We start from the raw sequence: 20,253 nt of genomic DNA, 5'->3' as shown, positions 1-20,253 counted from the left end.
ATCCGCGAAATTCCTTCCCCCTCACTTTGCGCCGGACGAGACCACTTCCGTGCGCCCGTCACGCGTATCCAGGCGCACCGGCAGCACCTGCGGCAAGGCCCTGGCAAAGGCGGCTGCCTGCCGCAGGTTGAAGCTGCCCTGCACTTCCAGCGCAGCGACCGCAGGATCACGGATGACCAGACCGGTATCGCCATAGCGCTCGAACTCGGCCAGCGCCTCGTCCAACCGGGTGCCATTGAAGCTGGCGCGTCCCTCGCGCCAGGCCATGTCGACCGCGTTTCCGACCGGTCCAGGCGTGCCGCCCGGTCCAACAATGACCGACTGGCCCGCCAGCAGATCCACCGCGTTACCCGCCGCATCCGGTTCCTGCACCTTGGCCACACGTACATGGCCTTCTTCCACGGCGACACCCACGTGGCCATCGCCGCCCAGGCCGCTGCCGGTACGTCGCACCGAGAAGCGCGTGCCCACTACGGTCACGCGGGTATTGGCAGTCAACACATCGAAGGGATGCTGCGCGTCGTGATGCACGGCGAAGAACACCTGCCCGGTGGAGAGGCGCACTTCGCGCCGCGTGCGGTACAGGCTCACATCGGCACGGGTCGCGGTATCCAGCCACAGCATGCTGCCATCGGGCAGCAGCACCTGGCGCTGCTCGCCGCGCACCGTAGCGAATGACTGCTCGAACGTTGGCTGGCGTTGCCAACTGTTCCAGGCGAACCAGGCACCCCCCAACGCAACGAAGGCCACAAAGGCAGCAGCGGCGCGCGGGAACAGGCGGCTGAGGGCTGGCGACCGGGCGTGGCGTGCTGACGATGCAGCCGACGCGCGCCTGCGCGGACGCGGCACAGCGGACGCGGATGATGGCGGTGCGGGCAGGCTTGCCTTCAGCGCCTCCACGGCTGCAGCGGGCAGCTGCGCCAGGCTGTCCCAGGTGCCCTGCAGCCGTGCAAGCGCCGGCGCGTTCGCCGGGTCTTCGGCCAGCCATTGCTCGAACTCGTCCTGCTCCGCGGCGGTCAGCCCATCCTGCAGTCGCACCATCCAGGCGGCCGCCGCTACATCGAGCGGATCTTCATCCTGCAGGGCGCCAGCCATTTCGCGCGCATCGGCCTCCTCCTGCTGGCGAGGCGGTGCATCAGGGCGATCGACGGCGTGGCGGGAATCAGGCTGGCTCATGGGGCGGGATGCAGGCTCTTGTCTGGGTAGACGCACGTAAGCGCGATCAGTGTAGGTCGGACGGTGACAGCGTCCTGCCCTACCCGCTCCGCTTCGTCGTCTCCTGGCAGTGGTCTTCGCAGGCCTTGCAGGCCAGTACAGCGCGGATCACGTGCTGGGCCACCATGTTGCGCGAAATGCCCATGCGCTCGGCGACCTGTTGGTGCGACAAGCCCTCGAAGCGATTGAGCACGAACGCCTCACGGCAACGCGGCGGGAGGCTTTCGATGGTGGCCTGCAGCGCCTGCGCGTACTGGCATGCACCAAGCACTTCGTCGGGCTGCAGGTGCGCGGGCGCTGCGGGTTGCTCCTCCTCCGGCAGCGCCTCCAGGCTGGCGTGGCCGCGCACTTCGTTGCGCCGGTACTGGTCCGTAAGCAGGTTGCGGGTGGTCCGGTACAACAAGGCGCGGGGGTTCTCGACAGCGGCACCGGACTGCTGCGCACCCAGCAGGCGCGCATAGGCCTCCTGCACCAGATCGGCTGCCGCCGCCCTGTCCCGCAGGTTGCGGGCGCAGAAGTTCAGAAGTTCCTTGTAGTAGTGCGCTGCCAAAGCAGAGTCGCTCCAGACCCGTCTGTCGTTGTTGTCGACGACGCACGATTCTAAATGAGACGTACTCGCGTTTATAGCGTTGTGTTGATGATCTGCCCGCCTGCCGTTCCGTAAGCGAGAACTGCGCATCGTGATCCGGATGGGTAGCAATGGTGTGCTGATTGATCAAACACATGTGCACGGGCACGTCGTGACATGCACGCGCGGCATCTTTCTGGAAGCGCGTCATCACTGCGGTGTACGGCGCGACAGATACCTGCGCGGAGAAAATACGCGCACAACGAAAAACGCCCGCAGATCGAAGATCTACGGGCGCTTTCTTGTATCTGGCGGAGCGAGAGGGATTCGAACCCTCGATAGAGCTTTTGACCCTATACTCCCTTAGCAGGGGAGCCCCTTCAGCCACTCGGGCATCGCTCCGGGGTTTTCTCCGCGTCTGGTGCGGTGCACCTCAGCGGGGCGTGAATCATAACGTTAATCAGACGCGAAGGTAAAGCTTTTATTCGCCGGAATTTTCGCTTCCGGTGCTGCCGGCTTCGTCACCACGCTGGATGCGCTGGTAGATCTCTTCGCGATGCACAGCAACGTCCTTCGGCGCGGTGATACCGATACGCACCTGGTTGCCCTTGACGCCGAGCACGGTGACGCTCACCGAGTCTCCGATCATCAGGGTTTCGCCGACGCGGCGAGTCAAGATCAACATTTTTGCAAGTCTCCATGGAACCGTGTGGAAGGGTATCCCCCACCGGCTTGACGCTCCGTCAAGAAGCGTCCCCACGACAAAGGGAAAAGATTTCGCAATGGTACCGTCAGCCGTCCCGCTCCTACAAGGAGGGGGACGGCAGGGGTTCACATCACAGGCGGGGGCTGACCCATTCGACGACCGCGGCCAGAGCGGTAGCAAGGGCGGGCCCGTCCTCGCCACCACCCTGGGCGAGGTCCGGGCGTCCGCCGCCCTTGCCCCCGATCTGACTGGCGATGTGGGACAACAGTTCCCCGGCTTTGACCTTGCCCATTGCACTGCCGTTCACACCCGCGACCAGGGCAGCCTTGCCGTCCTGGGTACCGGCCAGCACGATCACGGCGTTGCCCAGCTGCTGCTTCAGGCGGTCCATGGCGTCACGCAGGGCCTTGGCATCAAAGCCTTCCAGGCGTGCGGCCAGCACCTTCACACCGGCAACCTCGACGGCCTGGCCGGAAAGGTCCGCAGTGGCGCCGGCGGCGACCTTGGCCTTCACAGCTTCCAGTTCGCGTTCCAGCTGCTTCTGGCGCAGGCCGAGGGCACGGATCTTCTCGACCACGTCGGCGGCGCTGCCGCCGAGCAGTTCGGCCGCTTCGGCCAGGCGGGCTTCCTCGGCGTCCACGTAATCCAGGGCACCCTGGCCGGTGACGGCCTCGATGCGGCGCACGCCCGCCGAGACACCGCCTTCGGAGGTGATCTTGAACAGACCGATGTCACCGGTGCGGCTGACGTGGGTACCGCCACACAGTTCGGTGGAGTAATCGCCCATCTTCAGCACACGGACGTTCTCGCCGTACTTCTCGCCAAACAGGGCCATCGCGCCGAAGTCCAGCGCTTCCTGCATGCCCATGTTGTGCACTTCAGCGGCGTTGTTGGCGCGCACCTGCTGGTTGACCTTGCGTTCGATCACGGCCAGCTCTTCGACACTGATCGGCTGGAAATGCGAGAAGTCGAAACGCAGGCGGTCCGGTGCGACCAGCGAACCCTTCTGCTGCACGTGGGTGCCCAGCACTTCGCGCAGGGCGGCATGCAGCAGGTGGGTGGCCGAATGGTTGAGGATGGTGGCGCCACGGCGCTCGCCATCGACCTGGCCGGACAGCACGTCGCCGACCTTCAGGCCGCCCTCGGACAGGGTGCCGACGTGGCCATGGAACTGGCCCGCGAACTTCTGGGTGTCGCTCACCACCAGGCGCACACCGTTGCCGGTCAGCACGCCGGTGTCACCCACCTGGCCGCCGGATTCGGCGTAGAACGGCGTCTGGTTGGTGATGACGATCACCGCGTCGCCGGCATCTGCCGACTGCGCCGGGCGGCCGTCCTTGAGCAGGGCCAGCACGGTCAGGCCATCGGCCTGCAGGCGGTCGTAGCCCAGGAACAGGGTCGGGGTCAGCGTCGCCACCAGCTCGGCCGGCAGCGTCACGCCGCCACCGAACTTGCCGGCGGCACGCGCGGTCTCGCGCTGCTGCTCCATCGCCGCGTCGAAGCCGTCGGTATCGACCGTCAGCTCGCGCTCGCGGGCGATGTCCTGGGTCAGGTCCAGCGGGAAGCCGTAGGTGTCGTACAGGCGGAAGGCGTCAACGCCGGGGATCACGCCGTTGCTTGCCTTGGCCGCCACGTCCTCGAAGATCTTCATGCCGGCATCGAGGGTTTCGGCGAAACGCTCTTCCTCGGCCTGCAGCGCACGGACGACGGTGTCGGCCTGGGCCGGCAGTTCCGGGTACGCCTCACCCATCAGCTCGACCAGGGTCGGCACCAGCTTGCTGAAGAACGGCTGGCGCACGCCCAGCATCCAGCCGTGGCGCAGGGCGCGGCGGATGATGCGGCGCAGGACATAGCCGCGGCCTTCGTTGGACGGCAGCACGCCGTCGACGATCAGGAACGAGCAGGCGCGGATGTGATCGGCGATCACGCGCAGCGACTTGTTCTCCAGGTCGGCCATGCCGGTCAGCTCGGACGCCTTGCGGATCAGCGCCTGGAACAGGTCGATCTCGTAGTTGGTGTGCACGTGCTGCAGGATCGCCGCCAGGCGCTCCAGGCCCATGCCGGTATCCACGCAGGGTGCCGGCAGCGGCACCAGCGTGCCGTCGCTCTGGCGGTCGAACTGCATGAACACCAGGTTCCAGATCTCGATGAAGCGGTCACCATCTTCATCCGGCGAGCCCGGTGGGCCGCCCGCGATGTGGTCGCCGTGGTCGTAGAAGATCTCGGTGCACGGGCCGCAGGGGCCGGTGTCGGCCATCTGCCAGAAGTTGTCCGACGCGTACGGGGCGCCCTTGTTGTCGCCGATGCGCACGATGCGCTCTTCCGGGATGCCGACCATGTCGCGCCAGAGCGCGTAGGCCTCATCGTCGGTCTGGTAGACGGTGACCAGCAGGCGCTCGGCCGGCAGCTTCCAGACCTGGGTCAGCAGTTCCCATGCCCAGGCGATGGCGTCCTTCTTGAAGTAATCACCGAAGGACCAGTTGCCCAGCATTTCGAAGAAGGTGTGGTGACGCGCGGTATAGCCGACCTGGTCGAGATCGTTGTGCTTGCCACCGGCGCGCAGGCAGCGCTGGACGTCGGCCGCGCGCACGTAGCTGCGCTTTTCCGCGCCCAGGAACACGTCCTTGAACTGGACCATGCCGGAGTTGGTGAACAGCAGGGTCGGATCATTGCCCGGCACCAGCGGCGCCGACGGCACGATGGTGTGGCCTTTGCCCTTGAAGAACTCAAGGAAGTCGCTGCGGATCTGGGAGGTCGTGAATTTGGCGGGTGCGTTCATTGAGGGGGCTGGCAGTGTGCGGGCCGGCAGCCCCGAACCGCCGGCCTCACTGGCCAGGGTCGTAACGGACCGCCGAAAACCTAAAGGGTATCAGGCCCGGCGCCGCCAGTCTCAGTCATCCGGGTCGAAGCGGGTCGCACGGCGGATACTGTCCCCGTCGAAGCCCCGCCGGGCCAGCAGATCGGCGGCCTTGCGCCGCTGCGCCAGATCCTGCGGGCCATCCTCGCCAAAGCGGCGGCGAACCAGATCGCGGGCATTTTCCTGCCAGTCGCCCTCGTAGGTCTCCATCGCGGCGGCGATCGCCGCGCTGTCCAGGCCATGGGTCCCCAGCTCGGCACGGACGTGGATGGGCCCATAGCCGGTATTGGCGCGCATCCGGACGAGATTTTCCGCAAAGCGGGTGTCGTCCTGCCAGCCGGCCTCGGTCAGTTTGGCAACGGCAGCCTCGGCGGCCTCGCCTTCAATACCGCGTGCGGTCAGCTTGCGGGTCAGCTCCTTGCGCGAATGCTCACGCCGTACCAGCAGGCCCAAGGCACGCTGTACGGGGGTCTGTTCGCGCGGCCGGCGCTTGCGGCCGGTGGGGGCGTCGGCATCGGACATCTGCTACTCCAAGGGTGGCGCCGTCCCTGGCACCCTGCCCGTCCGTGGGCGGTTCGAACCTGCGGGACAGGGCGACGTCACTGACGGCGCCGCCCTGCCCCACAGCAAGTCTTACTCGTCGTCGCCCTCGTCGTCGCCTTCCTCGCGGGCGGCTTCGGACGGCTGGAACTTCTCGCGCAGCTCGGCCTCGAGCTTGGCGGCGACGGTCGGGTTGTCACGCAGGTAGCCGCGGGCGTTGTCCTTGCCCTGGCCGATGCGCTCTTCACCGTAGCTGTACCAGGCACCGGCCTTCTCGACCAACTTGGCATCCACGCCCATGTCGATCAGCTCGCCCTCGCGGCTGATGCCTTCCCCGTACAGGATCTCGGTGATGACCTGCTTGAACGGGGGCGCCAGCTTGTTCTTGACGACCTTGATCTTGGTCTGGTTGCCGATGATCTCGTCGCCCTTCTTGATCGCGCCGATACGGCGGATGTCCAGGCGCACCGAGGCATAGAACTTCAGCGCGTTGCCGCCGGTGGTCACTTCCGGGCTCTGGCCCGGCATCATCACGCCGATCTTCATGCGCAGCTGGTTGATGAAGACCACCAGGGTGTTGGAGCGCTTGATGTTGCCGGTCAGCTTGCGCAGCGCCTGGCTCATCAGGCGGGCCTGCAGGCCCGGCAGCTGGTCACCCATTTCGCCTTCGATTTCGGCCTTGGGGGTCAGCGCGGCAACCGAGTCGACCACCAGGATGTCCACCGAGCCCGAGCGGACCAGCATGTCGGCGATTTCCAGCGCCTGCTCACCGGTATCCGGCTGCGACAGCAACAGGTCGTCCACGTTCACGCCCAGCTTGGCGGCGTAGATCGGGTCCAGTGCGTGCTCGGCGTCGATGAACGCGGCAGTGCCGCCCATCTTCTGGCATTCGGCGATGGCCTGCAGGGTCAGGGTGGTCTTGCCCGACGACTCCGGACCGTAGATTTCAACGACACGACCCTTCGGCAGGCCACCGATGCCCAGTGCGATGTCGAGCATCAGCGAGCCGGTCGGGATCGCTTCAACGGGTTCGACCACGCGGTCGCCCATGCGCATCACCGAGCCCTTGCCGAACTGCTTCTCGATCTGGCCCAGAGCAGCAGCCAATGCGCGCTTTTTGTTCTCGTCCATCGTGTTGCTCCTAGCAGAGGTCATGTCGTTGGGGGTGCTGTCTTTCGGGGTCTTCTTTGCCATGGGTTCACTTTAAGTCGGATGTATCGCACAGGCTGAGATTCTGCCCGGCGCTCAGAAAAGAATTATCGGACATCCGTACCAACCTCAGTGGAACCAGAGAATCGCCACAAAAGACCGCGGGGTAATGCTGGTGGAACGGTGCTGCCGCAGCAGGCTCAGCGGTTGGGACGCAGCAGGCCGCAGTACAGCCCCTCGATCGCGAAATCCTGGTCGGGCAGGACGTCGATCGGCTTGTAGTCGGGGTTGCGCGGCAGCAGGCGGATGCGATCCTTGGCGATCTTCAGCAGCTTCACGGTGATCTCGTCGTCGATGCGGGCCACCACGATCTGCCCGGAATGCGCGTCGCGGGTGCGATGCACGCCGATCAGGTCGCCGTCGAAGATGCCCTCGTCGATCATCGAATCGCCCTGCACCTTCAGCAGGTAATCCGGGGCCGGCGAGAAGAACACCCGGTCCAGCACCACGAAATCGTCCGAACCGATGTCGGCGCCGATCGGCAGGCCGGCGGCGACCCGGCCCAGCACCGGCAGGCGCAGGACGCTGTCGGGCAACCCGGGTTCGGCCAGCTTCTCGATCGGCGGCGCCTGTACCAGGCGGATGCCGCGGGCCTGGCCGGGGATGCGACGGATCGCACCGGCCTGCTCCAGGGCCTCCAGGTGGTACTGGGCTGCGCGTACGCCCTTGAAGCCGAATGCACGTGCGATTTCAGTCTGCGACGGCGGTGCGCCTTCGCTCTCGATACGCTCGGCGATCAACTGCAGGATCGCCTGCTGGGTGTCGGTCAGGTCCATGGTTAGTAGTATTACTACTAACTGATGGGTGTGCAAGTGCCTGGGGCGACACGGGGCTTCGGGAACGGCCGCCGGGCATGGCATGGCGCTACCGGCTGTAGTGCCGAGCCTATGCTCGGCAATCGCGGTAGAAGCTCAGGAGCAAGAGCAGCCGACCAGCGGTCGGCTCTACAGGAATCGCGCCGCGATTCCGCGGTTCCCGGGGGGAACCGCTGCGGTAAGCACGCTACGCGTGCTTACCGCTTCTCCATATCGAGAACAGGATCCAGACCCCGCAGAAACCGGCACCGACGAAGCCGCAGACGCCCAGGGCCAGCAGCCAGCGGCTGGAGATGCCGCCCACGCTGTGCATCACGATGGACGAGCCGATGATCAGCGCGGCGGTGACGATGCCCATCACCAGGCGGTTGGCGGCGCGGTTCACCTGGTCGCCGAAGCCCTGCAGCGCGCTGGTTTCCACCTTCAGCTGCAGGCGCCCACGGCGCGCGGCCTGGACCAGCTTGCGCAGGTCGCGTGGCAGTTCGCCGGCGAAATCGATCATTCCCAGCAGGCTGCGCCGTCCGCGCTTGAGCAGGGCCCGCGGTGCGTAGCGCTGCAATACCACCCGCTCCAGGAACGGGCGCGCGGCGCTGGCCATGTCGAAATCCGGGTCAAGCTGGCGACCCATGCCTTCCAGTGTCAGGAAGGCCTTGATCATCAGCGCCAGGTCGGCTGGCAGGGTCAGGCTGTAGCTGCGCAGCAACTGGGTGATGTCGCCCAGCATCAGGCCGATGCGCAGGTCCTTCAGCGGCACGCCGCGGTACTGGTCGACGAACTGGCTGATGTCGTGCTGCAGCCGGTTCTCGTCCACCTCCACCCCACCGGCCCAGTCCAGCAACACGTCGGCCACGCCCTGCGGGTCCTGCTCGACCAGGCCGTGCAGCAACTGCGCGACCTGGAACCGGCGCACCTCGGAGAGCGCGCCGACCATGCCGAAATCGATCACCCCGATGCGGCCGTCGCGCAGGTAGATGATGTTGCCGGGGTGCGGGTCGGCGTGGAAGCTGCCGTCCTCCAGCACCATCTTCAGCACGATGTCGGCACCGCGCCGGGCCAGCTCACGGCGGTCCAGCCCCGCCGCATCCACGCCGGCCAGGTCACGGCCGGGAATGCCATCGACGAAATCCTGGACGTTCAGGCTCTCGCAGGTCCACTGCCAGTGCACCTCGGGAATCAGGATGTCGTCGCGGCCGTGGAAGTTGCGGGCGATGCGCTCGGCATTGCGGCACTCGGCGGCGAAATCCAGCTCGCGGCGCAGCGATACGGTGAACTGCTGGACCACTTCGGCCGGGCGATAGCGACGCAGGTCGGGCAGGCGCGCCTCGACGATCTCCGCCAGGCGCGCCAGCAGGCGCAGGTCGGCTTCCACCACATCGCGGATGCCGGGCCGGCGCACCTTCAACACGACTTCCCGGCCATCGTGCAGGCGCGCGCGGTGGGCCTGGGCCAGCGACGCCGCGGCCATCGGCGTTTCATCGAGGAAGGCGAACACCTGGGACGGCGATGCCCCCAGGTCGGACTCCAACTGTTCGCGGATGGCGGCATACGGCAGCGCCGGCACCGCGTTCTGCAGTTCGGAAAGCTCGGCGATCCATTCCGGCGGCAGCAGGTCGACACGGGTGGCCAGCACCTGGCCCAGCTTGACGAAGGTCGGGCCGAGATCCTGCAGTGCGCTGCGCACCCGCACCGGCGCGGTCATGCGCAGCATCTGCTGGCTTTCCTCGTTCCAGTGCAGCAGCCGGCCGGCGCGCTCCAGCACGGTGGCCAGGCCGATGCGCCGGACCACGTCGCCGAAGCCGTAACGGATCAGGACGGCCGCGATTTCCTGCAACCGGCCAAGGTCACGGACGGTACCCAGCGTCTCCCACATCGATGCCTACTCCGGTTCGATACCGGGCCAGCATGTCACAGCTGGGCGTCGATACCGTGCAGGGCGGCTGCGACGGTCTGCCGCCGTATGGCTTCGCGGTCGCCGTCGAACTGGAACAGCTCGGCGCGTGCGTAACCGCCGCGGCGCTTCCAGCCGATCCAGACACTGCCGACCGGCTTGTCCGGGCTGCCGCCGCCCGGGCCGGCGATGCCGGTCACGGCCACGGCGATACCGGCACCGGAATTGATCAGCGCGCCGGACACCATTTCCAGCACGGCCTCGCGGCTGACCGCGCCGAACTGCTCCAGGGTCTGCGCGCGCACGCCCAGCAGGCGCTGCTTGGCTTCATAGCTGTAGACCACCATGCCGCAGTCGAAGAACGCCGAGGAACCGGCGATATCGGTCATGCACTTGGCGATCCAGCCACCGCTGCAGCTTTCAGCGGTGACCAGTTGCAGCGAGGCCTGCTGCAGGCGCTGCCCAAGCGCGGCGGCCTGGGCATGGAGATCGGCGTCGGAGGGGAAGGACATCGGCATGGATCGAGGTAGCAACGGTCATCTTGTACCGCAGAACGGCGGCGCTGTCCTCCCCTGCCCCTCAGTGGTCGTGGTGCAGGTAGCGGGCCTGGCGCGGCAGGCGCAGGCTGACCAGGAACGCCACCACCATCATCACCGTGACGTACCAGAAGAACAGCTGTTCATGGCCCAGGCTCTTCAGGCCCAGCGCGGCGTACTCGGCGCTGCCGCCGAAGATCGCGTTGCCGATGGCGTAGGCCAGGCCGACGCCGAGCGCGCGCACCTGCGGCGGGAACATCTCGGCCTTCACGATGCCGGAAATCGACGTGTAGAAGCTGACGATGGCCAGCGCCAGCACGATCAGCCCGAAGGCCGCCCACGGGCTGGTGACGTGCTGCAGGGTGATCAGGATCGGCACGGTGGTGAGCGCGCCCAGCGCACCGAACAGCATCATGCTGGTGCGGCGGCCGATGCGGTCGGACAGCATGCCGAACAGCGGCTGCATGCACATGTACAGGAACAGCGCGCCGGTCATCACGTAACTGGCGGTCTTGATGGGCAGGTGCACCGTGTTGACCAGGAACTTCTGCATGTAGGTGGTGAAGGTGTAGAAGATCAGCGAGCCGCCAGCGGTATAGCCGAGCACGGTGAAGAAGGCGGCCTTGTGGTCACGGAACAGCGCCGACAGGCTGCCGGCATCCTTGTCGCCACGGTCGGCCTCGCTCTGCGTTTCATGCAGGGTACGGCGCAGCAGCAGCGCGACCACGGCGGCGACGGCGCCAAGCACGAACGGGATGCGCCAGCCCCAGGCGCGGATCTCTGCTTCGCTCAGCAGGGCTTCCATGATGACGATGACCAGCACCGCCAGCAGCTGGCCACCGATGAGGGTGACGTACTGGAACGAGGAGAAGAAGCCGCGCTGGCCGCGCAGGGCAACCTCGCTCATGTAGGTGGCCGTGGTGCCGTACTCGCCACCGACCGACAGGCCCTGGATCAGGCGCGCGACCAGCAGCAGGACCGGCGCCATCGCACCGATGCTGGCGTAGGTCGGCAGGCAGGCGACCATCAGCGAGCCGCCGCACATCATGCTGACCGAGATCAGCAGGGACTTCTTGCGGCCGAGGCGATCGGCGATGCGGCCGAACAGCCAGCCACCGATGGGCCGCATCAGGAAGCCGGCGGCGAACACGCCGGCGGTGTTGAGCAGCTGCACGGTCGGGTTGGACGCCGGGAAGAAGGCGCCGGCGAAGTAGATGGCGCAGAACGCGTAGACGTAGAAGTCGAACCACTCCACCAGGTTGCCGGACGAGGCCGACATGATGGCGAACACGCGGTGGCGTTTCTCCGCCGCGGTGTACTGGGGGAGTGCGTCGGTGCTGACGTGGGACATGGAAGGGACTCCGGGGGTGCCGTGGGGGCAGACCCTCGGATCATCCGCCCGGCGGGCGTGAGCGGATGTGCACTATCGGGCGGCTGGAGTGCGGTAATCGGCCGGTAGTGCGGGATGGAGTGTTCCAGCAGGGCTTGCAGCCCTGCACCTGCCGCAATCAACGGCAACGGCAACGTCAAATGCTGGTATCCGTGGGATGGCGGGGCACTGTGGGTTTGCGGGGACGCCGTGAACCCGTCCATGGGGGCTTGGTCGCCGCATCCATGCGGCTCACACCCCGCAAACCCACAGTGCCCCGCCTTCGACAGTTTTCCGCGATCTGTCGGAACGGAGATCTGCTTTGGTAGGTGCCGACCGTTGGTCGGCACGGGGTCAGATCCCTTTGCGCAGCAAAGGGCTCTGACCCCACCCGTCGTGGTTCACCACTCCGGCAGTTTTTCCGGCAGCAGGGCGCGGATCGGGCCGCCGTCGGCGCTGGCAGCCAGCTTTTCAGCTTCGGCGATCGGGATGTCCACCTGCAGCAGCCAGCCGTCTTCGTCAGCCGTCTCGCTGCGGATCACTTCCAGCTGGTGCAGGCGCGCGCGCAGGCGGCCGGCGCTGGGCGGCAGGCGCAGCTCGCCGGTGACGTGCTGCAGGCCCAGGCGCTTGCCCAGCACGCTCTGCAGCAGCTCCAGGCCCTGCCCGTCGCGGGCGGAAATCCAGACCCGCTCGCGGCGCGAAGGATCGGGAATGCCGTCCTGGCCGTCGTGGCGGACCTCGCCGCCCTCGATGCGGTCGATCTTGTTGAACACCAGCAGCTGCGGCAGGTCGCCGGCGCCGACCGCAGTCAGCACTTCGTCGACCTGGGCGATGCGCTCCTCGCGGTGCGGATCGGCGGCGTCGACCAGGTGCAGCAGGAAGTCGGCCTCGCGCGCCTCGGACAGGGTCGAGCGGAACGCGGCGACCAGGTCATGCGGCAGGTCGCGCACGAAGCCCACCGTATCGGCCAGCACGACGCTGCCGCCGGGTACGGCGATGCGACGCACGGTCGGGTCCAGGGTGGCAAACAGCTGGTCGGCCGCGTACGCCTCGGCGCCGGTCAGGGCATTGAACAGCGTCGACTTGCCGGCATTGGTGTAGCCGACCAGGGCGACGCGCGGCAGTTCACTGCGCAGGCGCGCGCGGCGCATCTGGGTGCGCTGCACCTCGACCTTCTCCAGCCGCTTCTGCAGCTGCTCCACCCGCTTCTGCAACAGGCGGCGGTCGGTTTCCAGCTGGGTTTCACCCGGGCCCCGCAGGCCGATGGAACCGCCGCGCTGGCGCTCCAGGTGGGTCCAGCCGCGCACCAGCCGCGTGGCAAGGTGGCGCAGCTGCGCCAGCTCCACCTGCAGCTTGCCTTCGTGGCTGTGCGCACGCTGGGCGAAGATGTCCAGGATCAGGCCGGTACGGTCGATCACCCGGCGCTCCAGGAAACGTTCCAGGTTGCGTTCCTGGCCCGGACTCAGCGAGTGGTTGACCAGGATCAGGTCGGCGCCGGTTGCATCGGCCGCCGCCTTGATCTCGTCCAGCTTGCCGCTGCCGATCAGGGTCGACGGGTTGGGACGGTCAAGGCGCGCGGTGATGGTGGCGGCAATGCTGGCCCCTGCCGAGCGGGCCAGATCACCGAACTCTTCCAGCACGTCGTCTTCCAGCTTGCCGAAGTGGGGCTGGATCAACAGGGCGTTTTCGCCCTTTTTCGAGCGGTCAAACATTCACCGCTCCAGAATTACTCGTCTGCTTCATCACCCGCCTGACCGTTTTCACCCGACTGCACATAGCCACCACCCGGCCCGACCTTCACGTTACGCGCCGGCACGACGGTGGAAATGGCGTGCTTGTAGACCATCTGGCTGACGGTGTTGCGCAGCAGGACCACGAACTGATCGAACGATTCGATCGTGCCCTGCAGCTTGATGCCGTTGACCAGGTACACCGAAACCGGCACGCGTTCGCGCCGCAGTGCATTCAAGAAAGGATCCTGCAGCGATTGCCCCTTGGACATTGCTAACTCCTGATTATTGTTCTTATTGGGTTGCCGGCGGTTGCCACGGCCCCCGAGCCGCCCGCCGGCCCATGATGTTACACGGCCAGCGGCGGTTCAGCGTGCGACGAAGGTCGACACTGCGCTTGCCAGGCGCTCCTGGTCGATATGGGGATCGAACCAGCGCGCATCAAGCTCGCCACGCAGCCAGGTCAGCTGGCGCTTGGCCAGCTGACGGGTGGCGAAGATCGCCTTGTCGCGGAAGCGGGCGGCGTCGCCCTGCCCGTCCAGGAATTCCCAGGCCTGGCGATAGCCGACCGCACGCACCGCCGGCAGGTCCAGCGGCGCGGCCACGGCCGCCATCTGCGGCAGGGCCCGCAGGGCACGCACCTCGTCGAGGAAGCCCTCGCCCAGCATCGCATCGAAGCGGGCCTCGATGCGCTGGTGCAGCACGGCGCGGTCGCGCGGGGCCAGGATCAGCTTCAGGGTGCGCACCGGCAGCGGCGCCACGCCGGGGCGGCGCTGCCATTCACTGATCGGCGTGCCGGTCAGGCGGTAGACCTCCAGCGCACGCTGGATGCGCTGGGGATCGGTGGCGTGGATGCGCGCGGCAGCGGCCGGATCGACCTGCGCCAGTTCAGCATGCAGGGCGGCCCAGCCGCGCTCTGTAGCCTCGGCGCTCAGCACCTCGCGCATCGCCGGGTCGGCCTCGGGCATGGGCGACAGCCCCTGCAGCAGGGCGCGGAAATACAGGCCGGTGCCACCGGCCAGGATCGGGGTCTTGCCGCGGGCGATAATGTCGGCCACCACGCGGCCGGCGTCAGCGGCGAACTCGGCCGCCGAATAGGTCTGCCACGGGTCGCGCAGGTCCAGCAGGTGGTGCGGTGCCTGCGCCCGCTCGGCGGCATCGGGCTTGGCCGAACCGATATCGAGGCCGCGGTAGACCAGCGCCGAATCGACACTGACGATCTCACCGTCCAGCTGACGGGCCAGGGCGATCGCCGTGGCGGTCTTGCCACTGGCGGTCGGGCCCATCACCGCGATCGCCAGCGGACGCTGGTCGACGGCCATCACTCGTCGTCCGGCCAGCGGATCGACGGCGCGGCATCGGCGCGGGGCGTCGGGACCGCATCCACGGCCTCCCAGATCTTCAATGCATCCACCGTGGCGGCCACGTCGTGCACGCGCACGATGCGGGCGCCGCGCTGGACCGCGATCAGATGTGCAGCCACCGACGACGCCACGCGCTCGGTCGCCACCGCACGGCCGGTCAGCTCGCCCAGGCTGCGCTTGCGCGACAGGCCGGCCAGCATCGGCACGCCCAGTTCCAGGAAACGCTCGGACCGGGCCAGCAGGGTCATGTTGTGGGCCGTGGTCTTGCCGAAACCAAAGCCCAGGTCGATCAGCAGATTCTTCCTGGCAATGCCGGCCATTTCGGCGGCGAACAGGCGCTGCACGAGGAAGCCATGGACCTCGGCCACCACGTCGTCGTAATGCGGGTCGGCCTGCATGTGGCCGGGTTCGCCCTGCATGTGCATCAGCACCACCGGCACGCCGGTGTCGGCAGCCGCGTCGAGCGCGCCGTCCTGGCGCAGGCCGAAGATGTCGTTGATCATGCCGGCGCCGGCCGCCACGGCCGCGCGCATCACCTCCGGCTTGAAGGTGTCGATGCTGATCGGCACGGTGGTGCGGGCAGCGAGCTGTTCGATCACCGGCAGCACGCGCTGCAGTTCTTCTTCCACCGACACCGGCGCGGCGCCCGGGCGGGTGGACTCGCCACCGATGTCGAGCAGGTCGGCGCCCTCCTCCACCAGCTTCAGGCCATGGGCCACGGCCGCGTCGGTGCTGTCATGGGCGCCACCATCGGAGAACGAATCCGGGGTGACATTGACGATGCCCATGACCCGGGCACGGTCCAGGCGCAGGATGCGGCCGGCGCAGTCGAGCTGGGGGGAGATATCGAACATGGGTGATCCTGCGGGCAACGGTGGTTAGTTTAAGTCCGCAGGGCCGCACGCTGCATCCGGGGGTGGTGCCGGCTGGGCGCCGGCACCGAAACCGGATACGGCAGTTCCGCCCCGATCAGAAGTCGCCCAGGCGCGCGTTGTCCGTCGGTGCAGCCAGCCAGGCCGCCAGATCTTCGCCGATCGCATTGACGGTGCGGTCGAGCACCGTGCAGGAGCCCTTGAAGCCAGCAAAGGCGCCCCCGCGGGAGATTCGCCTTGCGGTGACCGTCGCGACCTGGTGGCCATCCTCGAACAGGACACCACGCACCGCGGCAGACTTGAAATGCCCGACAAAGGCGTTGCCTGCGCTCTGCGCTTCGACCAGCTCCAGCCTCAACGAGCGCCCATTGCCGCTGTCGGCACCCACCGGCCCGGACACCAGGGTGTTGCCGTGGCGGACGGCATTGCTGGCGAGCGACTGCGCCAATGTGGCACCGATGGTGCACTCGCTCCTGATGGCGTCGGCAATGATCGCCGAATCAGCGAAAGGCACCGGCTGCACGACGCGTATCTCAGCGGCCGCAGCGGGCAGGACAACGGTCGCCAGCCCTGCGAGGGCAAGCGGAAGCAGCAGTTTCATGGTGATCCCCTGTAAACCCGGCCTCCCCCTATGGCGGCCGTGGTGGCGCATCCTGACGCGCAGCAGAGGTACCGCGCAAGGCCTGATCCACGCATGGCGTGGATCTACCGTGCCGACCAACGGTCGGCACCCACCAACAGTTGCAGGAATCTGTCAGAGGCAGGGCGCAGCCCTGCCGGGAAAATACTCAACGCGGCCGGCGGCGCTTCCGATCCACGTACAGGGTCTTGATGATGCTCAGCAGGATGCCGACGGCGATGCCGACGCCGCAGCCCAGCAGCAGGTTGTCCACGGTCAGGCCCACGGCAACGCCGACGATGGTGGCGATGACCATTTCGACGGTATGGGAAATCGGTTGCGGCGGGGGAACGGACATGCGGGCTCCAGCGTAAGGCGGTGAATTCGGTCGGGCGGCGGGCCCGGAAACAACGAGGCCGGGTTTCCCCGGCCTCGTCTGCAATCAGCAATGGCGGGCCGTCAGTGCGACTCGGCCGGGCCGGCGATCGGCGGCAGCGGACGGGCGTCGCCGCCCTTGTCGTTGCCACCACCGTCCTTGTTGGACTTGTTCCAGCCTGCCGGCGGCGGCGGATCGCGGCCTTCCATGATGGCGTCGATCTGCGGCGCGTCGATGGTCTCGTACTGCAGCAGCAGCTGCGACATCGCATGCAGCTTGTCGATGTTGGCGGTCATCAGCTCGGTGGTGCGTGCATAGGCTTCGTCGAGGATGTTGCGCACTTCCTCGTCGATGCGGCGCGCGGTGTCGTTGGACACGCTCTTGTGCTGGGTGACCGAACGGCCCAGGAACACCTCGTCGTCCTCTTCGCCATAGGCGATCGGGCCGAGCTGGTCGGACAGGCCCCACTTGGTGACCATGTTGCGGGCCATCTTGGTGGCTCGTTCGATGTCGTTGGAGGCACCGGTGGTGACCTTGTCGGCACCGAAGATCAGTTCCTCGGCCACGCGGCCACCGTACAGCGAGCACAGCTGCGACTTGATCGCCACGCGGTTCATCGAGTACTTGTCGCCTTCCGGCAGGTACATGGTCACGCCCAGCGCACGGCCGCGCGGGATGATGGTGACCTTGTAGACCGGGTCATGCTCGGGCACGAGGCGGCCGACGATGGCGTGGCCGGCTTCGTGGTAAGCGGTCAGGGTCTTCTCGTCCTCGCTCATGGCCATCGAGCGGCGCTCGGCACCCATCAGGATCTTGTCGCGGGCACGGTCGAAGTGGTCCATGCGGACCTCCTTCTCGTTGCCACGCGCGGCGAACAGGGCCGCCTCGTTGCAGAGGTTGGCCAGGTCGGCACCGGAGAAGCCCGGGGTACCACGCGCGATCACCATCGGCTCGACATCGTCGGCCAGCGGCAGCTTGCGCATGTGCACCTTCAGGATGTGCTCGCGGCCCTTCACGTCCGGCAGGCCGACCACAACCTGGCGGTCGAAGCGGCCCGGGCGCAGCAGCGCCGGGTCCAGCACGTCCGGACGGTTGGTCGCGGCGATGACGATCACGCCTTCACCACCCTCGAAGCCGTCCATCTCGACCAGCAGCTGGTTCAGGGTCTGCTCGCGCTCGTCGTGACCGCCGCCCAGGCCGGCACCACGATGGCGGCCGACGGCGTCGATTTCGTCGATGAAGATGATGCACGGCGCGTGCTTCTTGGCCTGCTCGAACATGTCGCGCACGCGGCTGGCGCCGACGCCGACGAACATTTCGACGAAGTCAGAACCGGAGATCGAGAAGAACGGCACCTTGGCTTCGCCGGCGATGGCCTTGGCCAGCAGCGTCTTGCCGGTACCCGGCGGGCCCACCATCAGCACGCCGCGCGGAATCTTGCCGCCCAGCTTGGTGAACTTGGACGGGTCGCGCAGGAAATCGACCAGTTCGCCCACTTCTTCCTTGGCCTCGTCGCAGCCGGCGACGTCGGCGAAGGTCACCTTGATCTGGTCTTCGCCCTGCAGCTTGGCGCGCGACTTGCCGAAGGACATCGCGCCCTTGGCACCGCCGCCACCGCCCTGCATCTGGCGCATGATGAACAGCCAGAAGCCGATGATCAGGATGACCGGCAGGAAGTTCATCAGGATGGCCGCGAAGGAAATGCCGCTGGACGGCTCTTCCTGCACGATGTCCACGTTCTTGGTGCGCAGCACGTTGATCAGGTCGCGATCAGCCGGCGCGGCGATGGTGGCCGTCTGGCCGCCACGGGTGGTGTAGGTGATCTGGTTGGTCAGGCCGCGCGAATCGCCACCGAAGGTGACCTTCTGCACGTTGCCGCTGTCCACCTGGTCCAGGAACTGCGAATACGTCGCGCCCTGCGCCCCGGCCCCGGAGGACTTGGGCGAGAAGCTCTGGAAGACCACCATCAGCACGACGGCGACGACCACCCATAGCAGGAGGTTCTTGGTCAAGTCGTTCATCCTCATTGGCTCCGGCGTTCCTCTTAGTGCGGGTCTTGCGTTGGGGTCGAGCGTACTCGGCGAGCTTACTTCATGTGGGCGCGTTTTCCCTGTCCCAAGGCATACACCTCGGGCGAGCGCTTGCGCGAGGCTTCCGGCTTGCGGATGGAGACCTTGTCGTACCGGCGGCGCATCTCGCGCACATAGTCGTCAAAGCCTTCGCCCTGGAACAGCTTGATCAGGAACGCCCCACCGGTCTTGAGGTGGTTGTCGGCAAAGTCCAGCGCAAGCTCGGCCAGGTGCATCATCCGCGGCTGGTCGACCGCGCCCACACCACTCTTATTGGGGGCCATGTCCGACAGCACAAGGTCTACCGGCTGATCCCCGAGCATGGCTTCAAACTGCGATAGGACGGTTTCTTCCCTGAAGTCACCGTGAAGGAACTCCACACCGGCCAGCGGCGGCATGTCCAGGATGTCCAGCGCCAGCACGCGGCCGGTATCGCCAATCTGTCTCCGGACCTGCTGAGACCAGCCGCCCGGAGCCGCACCAAGGTCGACCACCACCATGTGCGGCTTCAGCAACCGGTCACGTTCGAGCAGCTCCTCGAGCTTGTAGGCTGCGCGCGAGCGCATGCCTTCGGCCTGCGCCTTCTTCACGAAGGGGTCGGAGAAGTGTTCCTTGAGCCAGCGCTGGCTGCTTTTGCTACGGGTGGCCATTGGAAATAGGGGCTGATGGGGTCGTCATGATACCCTGATCGTCCCATTCAACCCCCTTTTCCTGCATGTCCATCGCACTGACCGCCTCCCAGACCCGTTTCCTGCGCGGCCACGCCCACGACCTCAAGGCCCTGCTGCAGACCGGCGGCAAAGGCATCACCCCGGCCTTCATCGCCGAGCTGAACGAAGTCCTGGAACGCCACGAACTGGTCAAGGTGAAGGTTGCCGCCGAGGACCGTGACGCCCGTGACGCGATGATCGCCGAGATCGTCGAAGCCACCGAGGCGGCACTGGTGCAGCGCATCGGCCACGTCGCCGTGCTGTACCGCCCGAGCAAGGAACAGCGCCAGATCGTGCTGCCGCGCGGCTGATCGCCCTGCCCCCATGCAGCTGAACCACGAACCGCCCGATTACGCCTACAGCCTGCGCGCCGCCGACGGCCGCTCGGCCAGGGTCAACGACCTGGTGCTGGGGCAAAGCTTCTTCCTGACCCCCGACCAGCTGGTCGCGGAGTGGCCGGTGCGCCAGGCGTCCGACCTGCAGCCGGCCGATATCGAAGCGATTCTTGCGCTGAACCCGGCGCTGATCGTGCTGGGCACCGGCGACCGCCAGGTATTTCCGCCGGCGGCCGTGATGGCGGCCTGCCTGTCGCGCGGCATCGGCCTGGAAGTGATGAACAATCCGGCCGCCGCGCGCACGTTCAACATCCTTGCCGGCGAAGGCCGCAAGGTGGCCGCCGCCTTCATTCTGGAAGGTTGAGGCCGGAGCCGCCGGGCGTGGCCCGGCGCTACCCTGGATTGCAGGTTGTCTGTAGCGCCCGAGCCGATGCTCGGGCGTTTTTGTTTGGTCGCGAAAAGCCGCCGGGCGTGG

The 20,253-nt window shown here is 66.9% G+C and carries 20 protein-coding genes and 1 tRNA gene; 2 read left to right on the top strand and 19 right to left on the bottom strand.

Annotation, left to right across the window (positions count from 1 at the left end):
- Positions 1 to 21: 21 nt before the first annotated feature.
- From C1927_RS08570 to rlmE, 19 genes are all read right to left on the bottom strand, one after another.
- Entirely contained in the window at positions 22 to 1,176 is a 1,155-nt protein-coding gene (locus tag C1927_RS08570; RefSeq protein ID WP_108746446.1) for a FecR domain-containing protein, read from the bottom strand.
- A gap of 79 nt (positions 1,177 to 1,255) precedes the next feature.
- A complete protein-coding gene (locus C1927_RS08565) occupies positions 1,256 to 1,765 on the bottom strand; it encodes a sigma-70 family RNA polymerase sigma factor (protein ID WP_108746445.1) in 510 nt (169 codons plus the stop codon).
- Between the two features lie 327 nt (positions 1,766 to 2,092).
- Positions 2,093 to 2,185, bottom strand: a tRNA-Ser gene (locus C1927_RS08560).
- A gap of 79 nt (positions 2,186 to 2,264) precedes the next feature.
- Complete coding sequence (gene csrA / locus C1927_RS08555) at positions 2,265 to 2,468, bottom strand: carbon storage regulator CsrA (RefSeq protein ID WP_079221459.1); 204 nt, start codon at positions 2,466 to 2,468, stop codon at positions 2,265 to 2,267.
- Between the two features lie 151 nt (positions 2,469 to 2,619).
- Entirely contained in the window at positions 2,620 to 5,268 is a 2,649-nt protein-coding gene (gene alaS / locus C1927_RS08550) for an alanine--tRNA ligase (protein WP_108746444.1), read from the bottom strand.
- 111 nt (positions 5,269 to 5,379) lie between these two features.
- The gene (gene recX / locus C1927_RS08545; RefSeq protein ID WP_079221457.1) at positions 5,380 to 5,868 is read right to left on the bottom strand and encodes a recombination regulator RecX; all 489 of its coding nucleotides are present in this window, start codon (positions 5,866 to 5,868) and stop codon (positions 5,380 to 5,382) included.
- A gap of 111 nt (positions 5,869 to 5,979) precedes the next feature.
- Positions 5,980 to 7,017, bottom strand: coding sequence for a recombinase RecA (gene recA, locus C1927_RS08540; RefSeq protein WP_108746443.1), 1,038 nt, complete (start codon positions 7,015 to 7,017; stop codon positions 5,980 to 5,982).
- 218 nt (positions 7,018 to 7,235) lie between these two features.
- A complete protein-coding gene (gene lexA / locus C1927_RS08535; protein WP_108746442.1) occupies positions 7,236 to 7,871 on the bottom strand; it encodes a transcriptional repressor LexA in 636 nt (211 codons plus the stop codon).
- A gap of 226 nt (positions 7,872 to 8,097) precedes the next feature.
- Positions 8,098 to 9,780, bottom strand: a complete 1,683-nt coding sequence (gene ubiB, locus C1927_RS08530; RefSeq protein WP_108746441.1) for a 2-polyprenylphenol 6-hydroxylase — start codon at positions 9,778 to 9,780, stop codon at positions 8,098 to 8,100.
- Positions 9,781 to 9,815: 35 nt separating this feature from the next.
- A complete protein-coding gene (locus C1927_RS08525; protein ID WP_174208681.1) occupies positions 9,816 to 10,316 on the bottom strand; it encodes a CinA family protein in 501 nt (166 codons plus the stop codon).
- Between the two features lie 61 nt (positions 10,317 to 10,377).
- Positions 10,378 to 11,685, bottom strand: a complete 1,308-nt coding sequence (locus C1927_RS08520) for an MFS family transporter (RefSeq protein ID WP_108746439.1) — start codon at positions 11,683 to 11,685, stop codon at positions 10,378 to 10,380.
- Between the two features lie 419 nt (positions 11,686 to 12,104).
- Positions 12,105 to 13,415: a ribosome rescue GTPase HflX gene (gene hflX / locus C1927_RS08515; protein WP_079221451.1), complete on the bottom strand. Its 1,311-nt coding sequence runs from the start codon at positions 13,413 to 13,415 to the stop codon at positions 12,105 to 12,107.
- A gap of 14 nt (positions 13,416 to 13,429) precedes the next feature.
- Positions 13,430 to 13,705 (bottom strand): RNA chaperone Hfq, encoded by a 276-nt coding sequence (hfq, locus tag C1927_RS08510; RefSeq protein WP_079221450.1) that lies wholly within the window; start codon positions 13,703 to 13,705, stop codon positions 13,430 to 13,432.
- A 96-nt stretch (positions 13,706 to 13,801) separates the two neighbouring features.
- Positions 13,802 to 14,755: a tRNA (adenosine(37)-N6)-dimethylallyltransferase MiaA gene (gene miaA / locus C1927_RS08505; protein WP_108746438.1), complete on the bottom strand. Its 954-nt coding sequence runs from the start codon at positions 14,753 to 14,755 to the stop codon at positions 13,802 to 13,804.
- Entirely contained in the window at positions 14,755 to 15,651 is an 897-nt protein-coding gene (gene folP, locus C1927_RS08500; RefSeq protein WP_079221448.1) for a dihydropteroate synthase, read from the bottom strand. The genes miaA and folP overlap by 1 nt, the downstream gene beginning before the upstream one ends.
- Positions 15,652 to 15,766: 115 nt before the next feature.
- Positions 15,767 to 16,270 carry a hypothetical protein gene (locus C1927_RS08495; protein ID WP_108746437.1) on the bottom strand — a complete coding sequence of 168 codons (504 nt, stop codon included), beginning with the start codon at positions 16,268 to 16,270 and terminating at the stop codon, positions 15,767 to 15,769.
- Between the two features lie 187 nt (positions 16,271 to 16,457).
- Positions 16,458 to 16,646 (bottom strand): hypothetical protein, encoded by a 189-nt coding sequence (locus tag C1927_RS08490; RefSeq protein ID WP_079221446.1) that lies wholly within the window; start codon positions 16,644 to 16,646, stop codon positions 16,458 to 16,460.
- Positions 16,647 to 16,747: 101 nt separating this feature from the next.
- Positions 16,748 to 18,685, bottom strand: a complete 1,938-nt coding sequence (gene ftsH, locus C1927_RS08485) for an ATP-dependent zinc metalloprotease FtsH (RefSeq protein WP_079221445.1) — start codon at positions 18,683 to 18,685, stop codon at positions 16,748 to 16,750.
- A 65-nt stretch (positions 18,686 to 18,750) separates the two neighbouring features.
- On the bottom strand, positions 18,751 to 19,383 hold the full coding sequence (gene rlmE, locus C1927_RS08480) for a 23S rRNA (uridine(2552)-2'-O)-methyltransferase RlmE (RefSeq protein ID WP_008265654.1): 633 nt from the start codon (positions 19,381 to 19,383) through the stop codon (positions 18,751 to 18,753).
- A gap of 65 nt (positions 19,384 to 19,448) precedes the next feature.
- On the opposite strand from rlmE, the gene yhbY reads away from it, so the two are divergent.
- Positions 19,449 to 19,754, top strand: a complete 306-nt coding sequence (gene yhbY / locus C1927_RS08475; protein WP_079221444.1) for a ribosome assembly RNA-binding protein YhbY — start codon at positions 19,449 to 19,451, stop codon at positions 19,752 to 19,754.
- Positions 19,755 to 19,767: 13 nt separating this feature from the next.
- Positions 19,768 to 20,142 carry an Mth938-like domain-containing protein gene (locus C1927_RS08470; RefSeq protein ID WP_079221443.1) on the top strand — a complete coding sequence of 125 codons (375 nt, stop codon included), beginning with the start codon at positions 19,768 to 19,770 and terminating at the stop codon, positions 20,140 to 20,142.
- Positions 20,143 to 20,253: the final 111 nt, after the last annotated feature.

This window comes from Stenotrophomonas sp. ZAC14D1_NAIMI4_1 (genome assembly GCF_003086775.1).
Classification (GTDB): domain Bacteria; phylum Pseudomonadota; class Gammaproteobacteria; order Xanthomonadales; family Xanthomonadaceae; genus Stenotrophomonas.
The sequence above is the reverse complement of the archived record's forward strand: the minus strand, read 5'-3'. Positions and strand labels throughout refer to the sequence as shown.

Coding starts and splice junctions, on each gene's coding strand:
- ftsH (WP_079221445.1), bottom strand. CDS start 18,685: ATGAACGACTTGACCAAGAACCTCCTGCTATGGGTGGTCGTCGCCGTC.
- recA (WP_108746443.1), bottom strand. CDS start 7,017: ATGGACGAGAACAAAAAGCGCGCATTGGCTGCTGCTCTGGGCCAGATC.
- C1927_RS08495 (WP_108746437.1), bottom strand. CDS start 16,270: ATGAAACTGCTGCTTCCGCTTGCCCTCGCAGGGCTGGCGACCGTTGTC.
- rlmE (WP_008265654.1), bottom strand. CDS start 19,383: ATGGCCACCCGTAGCAAAAGCAGCCAGCGCTGGCTCAAGGAACACTTC.
- recX (WP_079221457.1), bottom strand. CDS start 5,868: ATGTCCGATGCCGACGCCCCCACCGGCCGCAAGCGCCGGCCGCGCGAA.
- C1927_RS08470 (WP_079221443.1), top strand. CDS start 19,768: ATGCAGCTGAACCACGAACCGCCCGATTACGCCTACAGCCTGCGCGCC.
- C1927_RS08525 (WP_174208681.1), bottom strand. CDS start 10,316: ATGCCGATGTCCTTCCCCTCCGACGCCGATCTCCATGCCCAGGCCGCC.
- hflX (WP_079221451.1), bottom strand. CDS start 13,415: ATGTTTGACCGCTCGAAAAAGGGCGAAAACGCCCTGTTGATCCAGCCC.
- alaS (WP_108746444.1), bottom strand. CDS start 5,268: ATGAACGCACCCGCCAAATTCACGACCTCCCAGATCCGCAGCGACTTC.
- C1927_RS08570 (WP_108746446.1), bottom strand. CDS start 1,176: ATGAGCCAGCCTGATTCCCGCCACGCCGTCGATCGCCCTGATGCACCG.
- yhbY (WP_079221444.1), top strand. CDS start 19,449: ATGTCCATCGCACTGACCGCCTCCCAGACCCGTTTCCTGCGCGGCCAC.
- ubiB (WP_108746441.1), bottom strand. CDS start 9,780: ATGTGGGAGACGCTGGGTACCGTCCGTGACCTTGGCCGGTTGCAGGAA.
- lexA (WP_108746442.1), bottom strand. CDS start 7,871: ATGGACCTGACCGACACCCAGCAGGCGATCCTGCAGTTGATCGCCGAG.
- hfq (WP_079221450.1), bottom strand. CDS start 13,705: ATGTCCAAGGGGCAATCGCTGCAGGATCCTTTCTTGAATGCACTGCGG.
- csrA (WP_079221459.1), bottom strand. CDS start 2,468: ATGTTGATCTTGACTCGCCGCGTCGGCGAAACCCTGATGATCGGAGAC.
- C1927_RS08490 (WP_079221446.1), bottom strand. CDS start 16,646: ATGTCCGTTCCCCCGCCGCAACCGATTTCCCATACCGTCGAAATGGTC.
- C1927_RS08520 (WP_108746439.1), bottom strand. CDS start 11,685: ATGTCCCACGTCAGCACCGACGCACTCCCCCAGTACACCGCGGCGGAG.
- folP (WP_079221448.1), bottom strand. CDS start 15,651: ATGTTCGATATCTCCCCCCAGCTCGACTGCGCCGGCCGCATCCTGCGC.
- miaA (WP_108746438.1), bottom strand. CDS start 14,755: ATGGCCGTCGACCAGCGTCCGCTGGCGATCGCGGTGATGGGCCCGACC.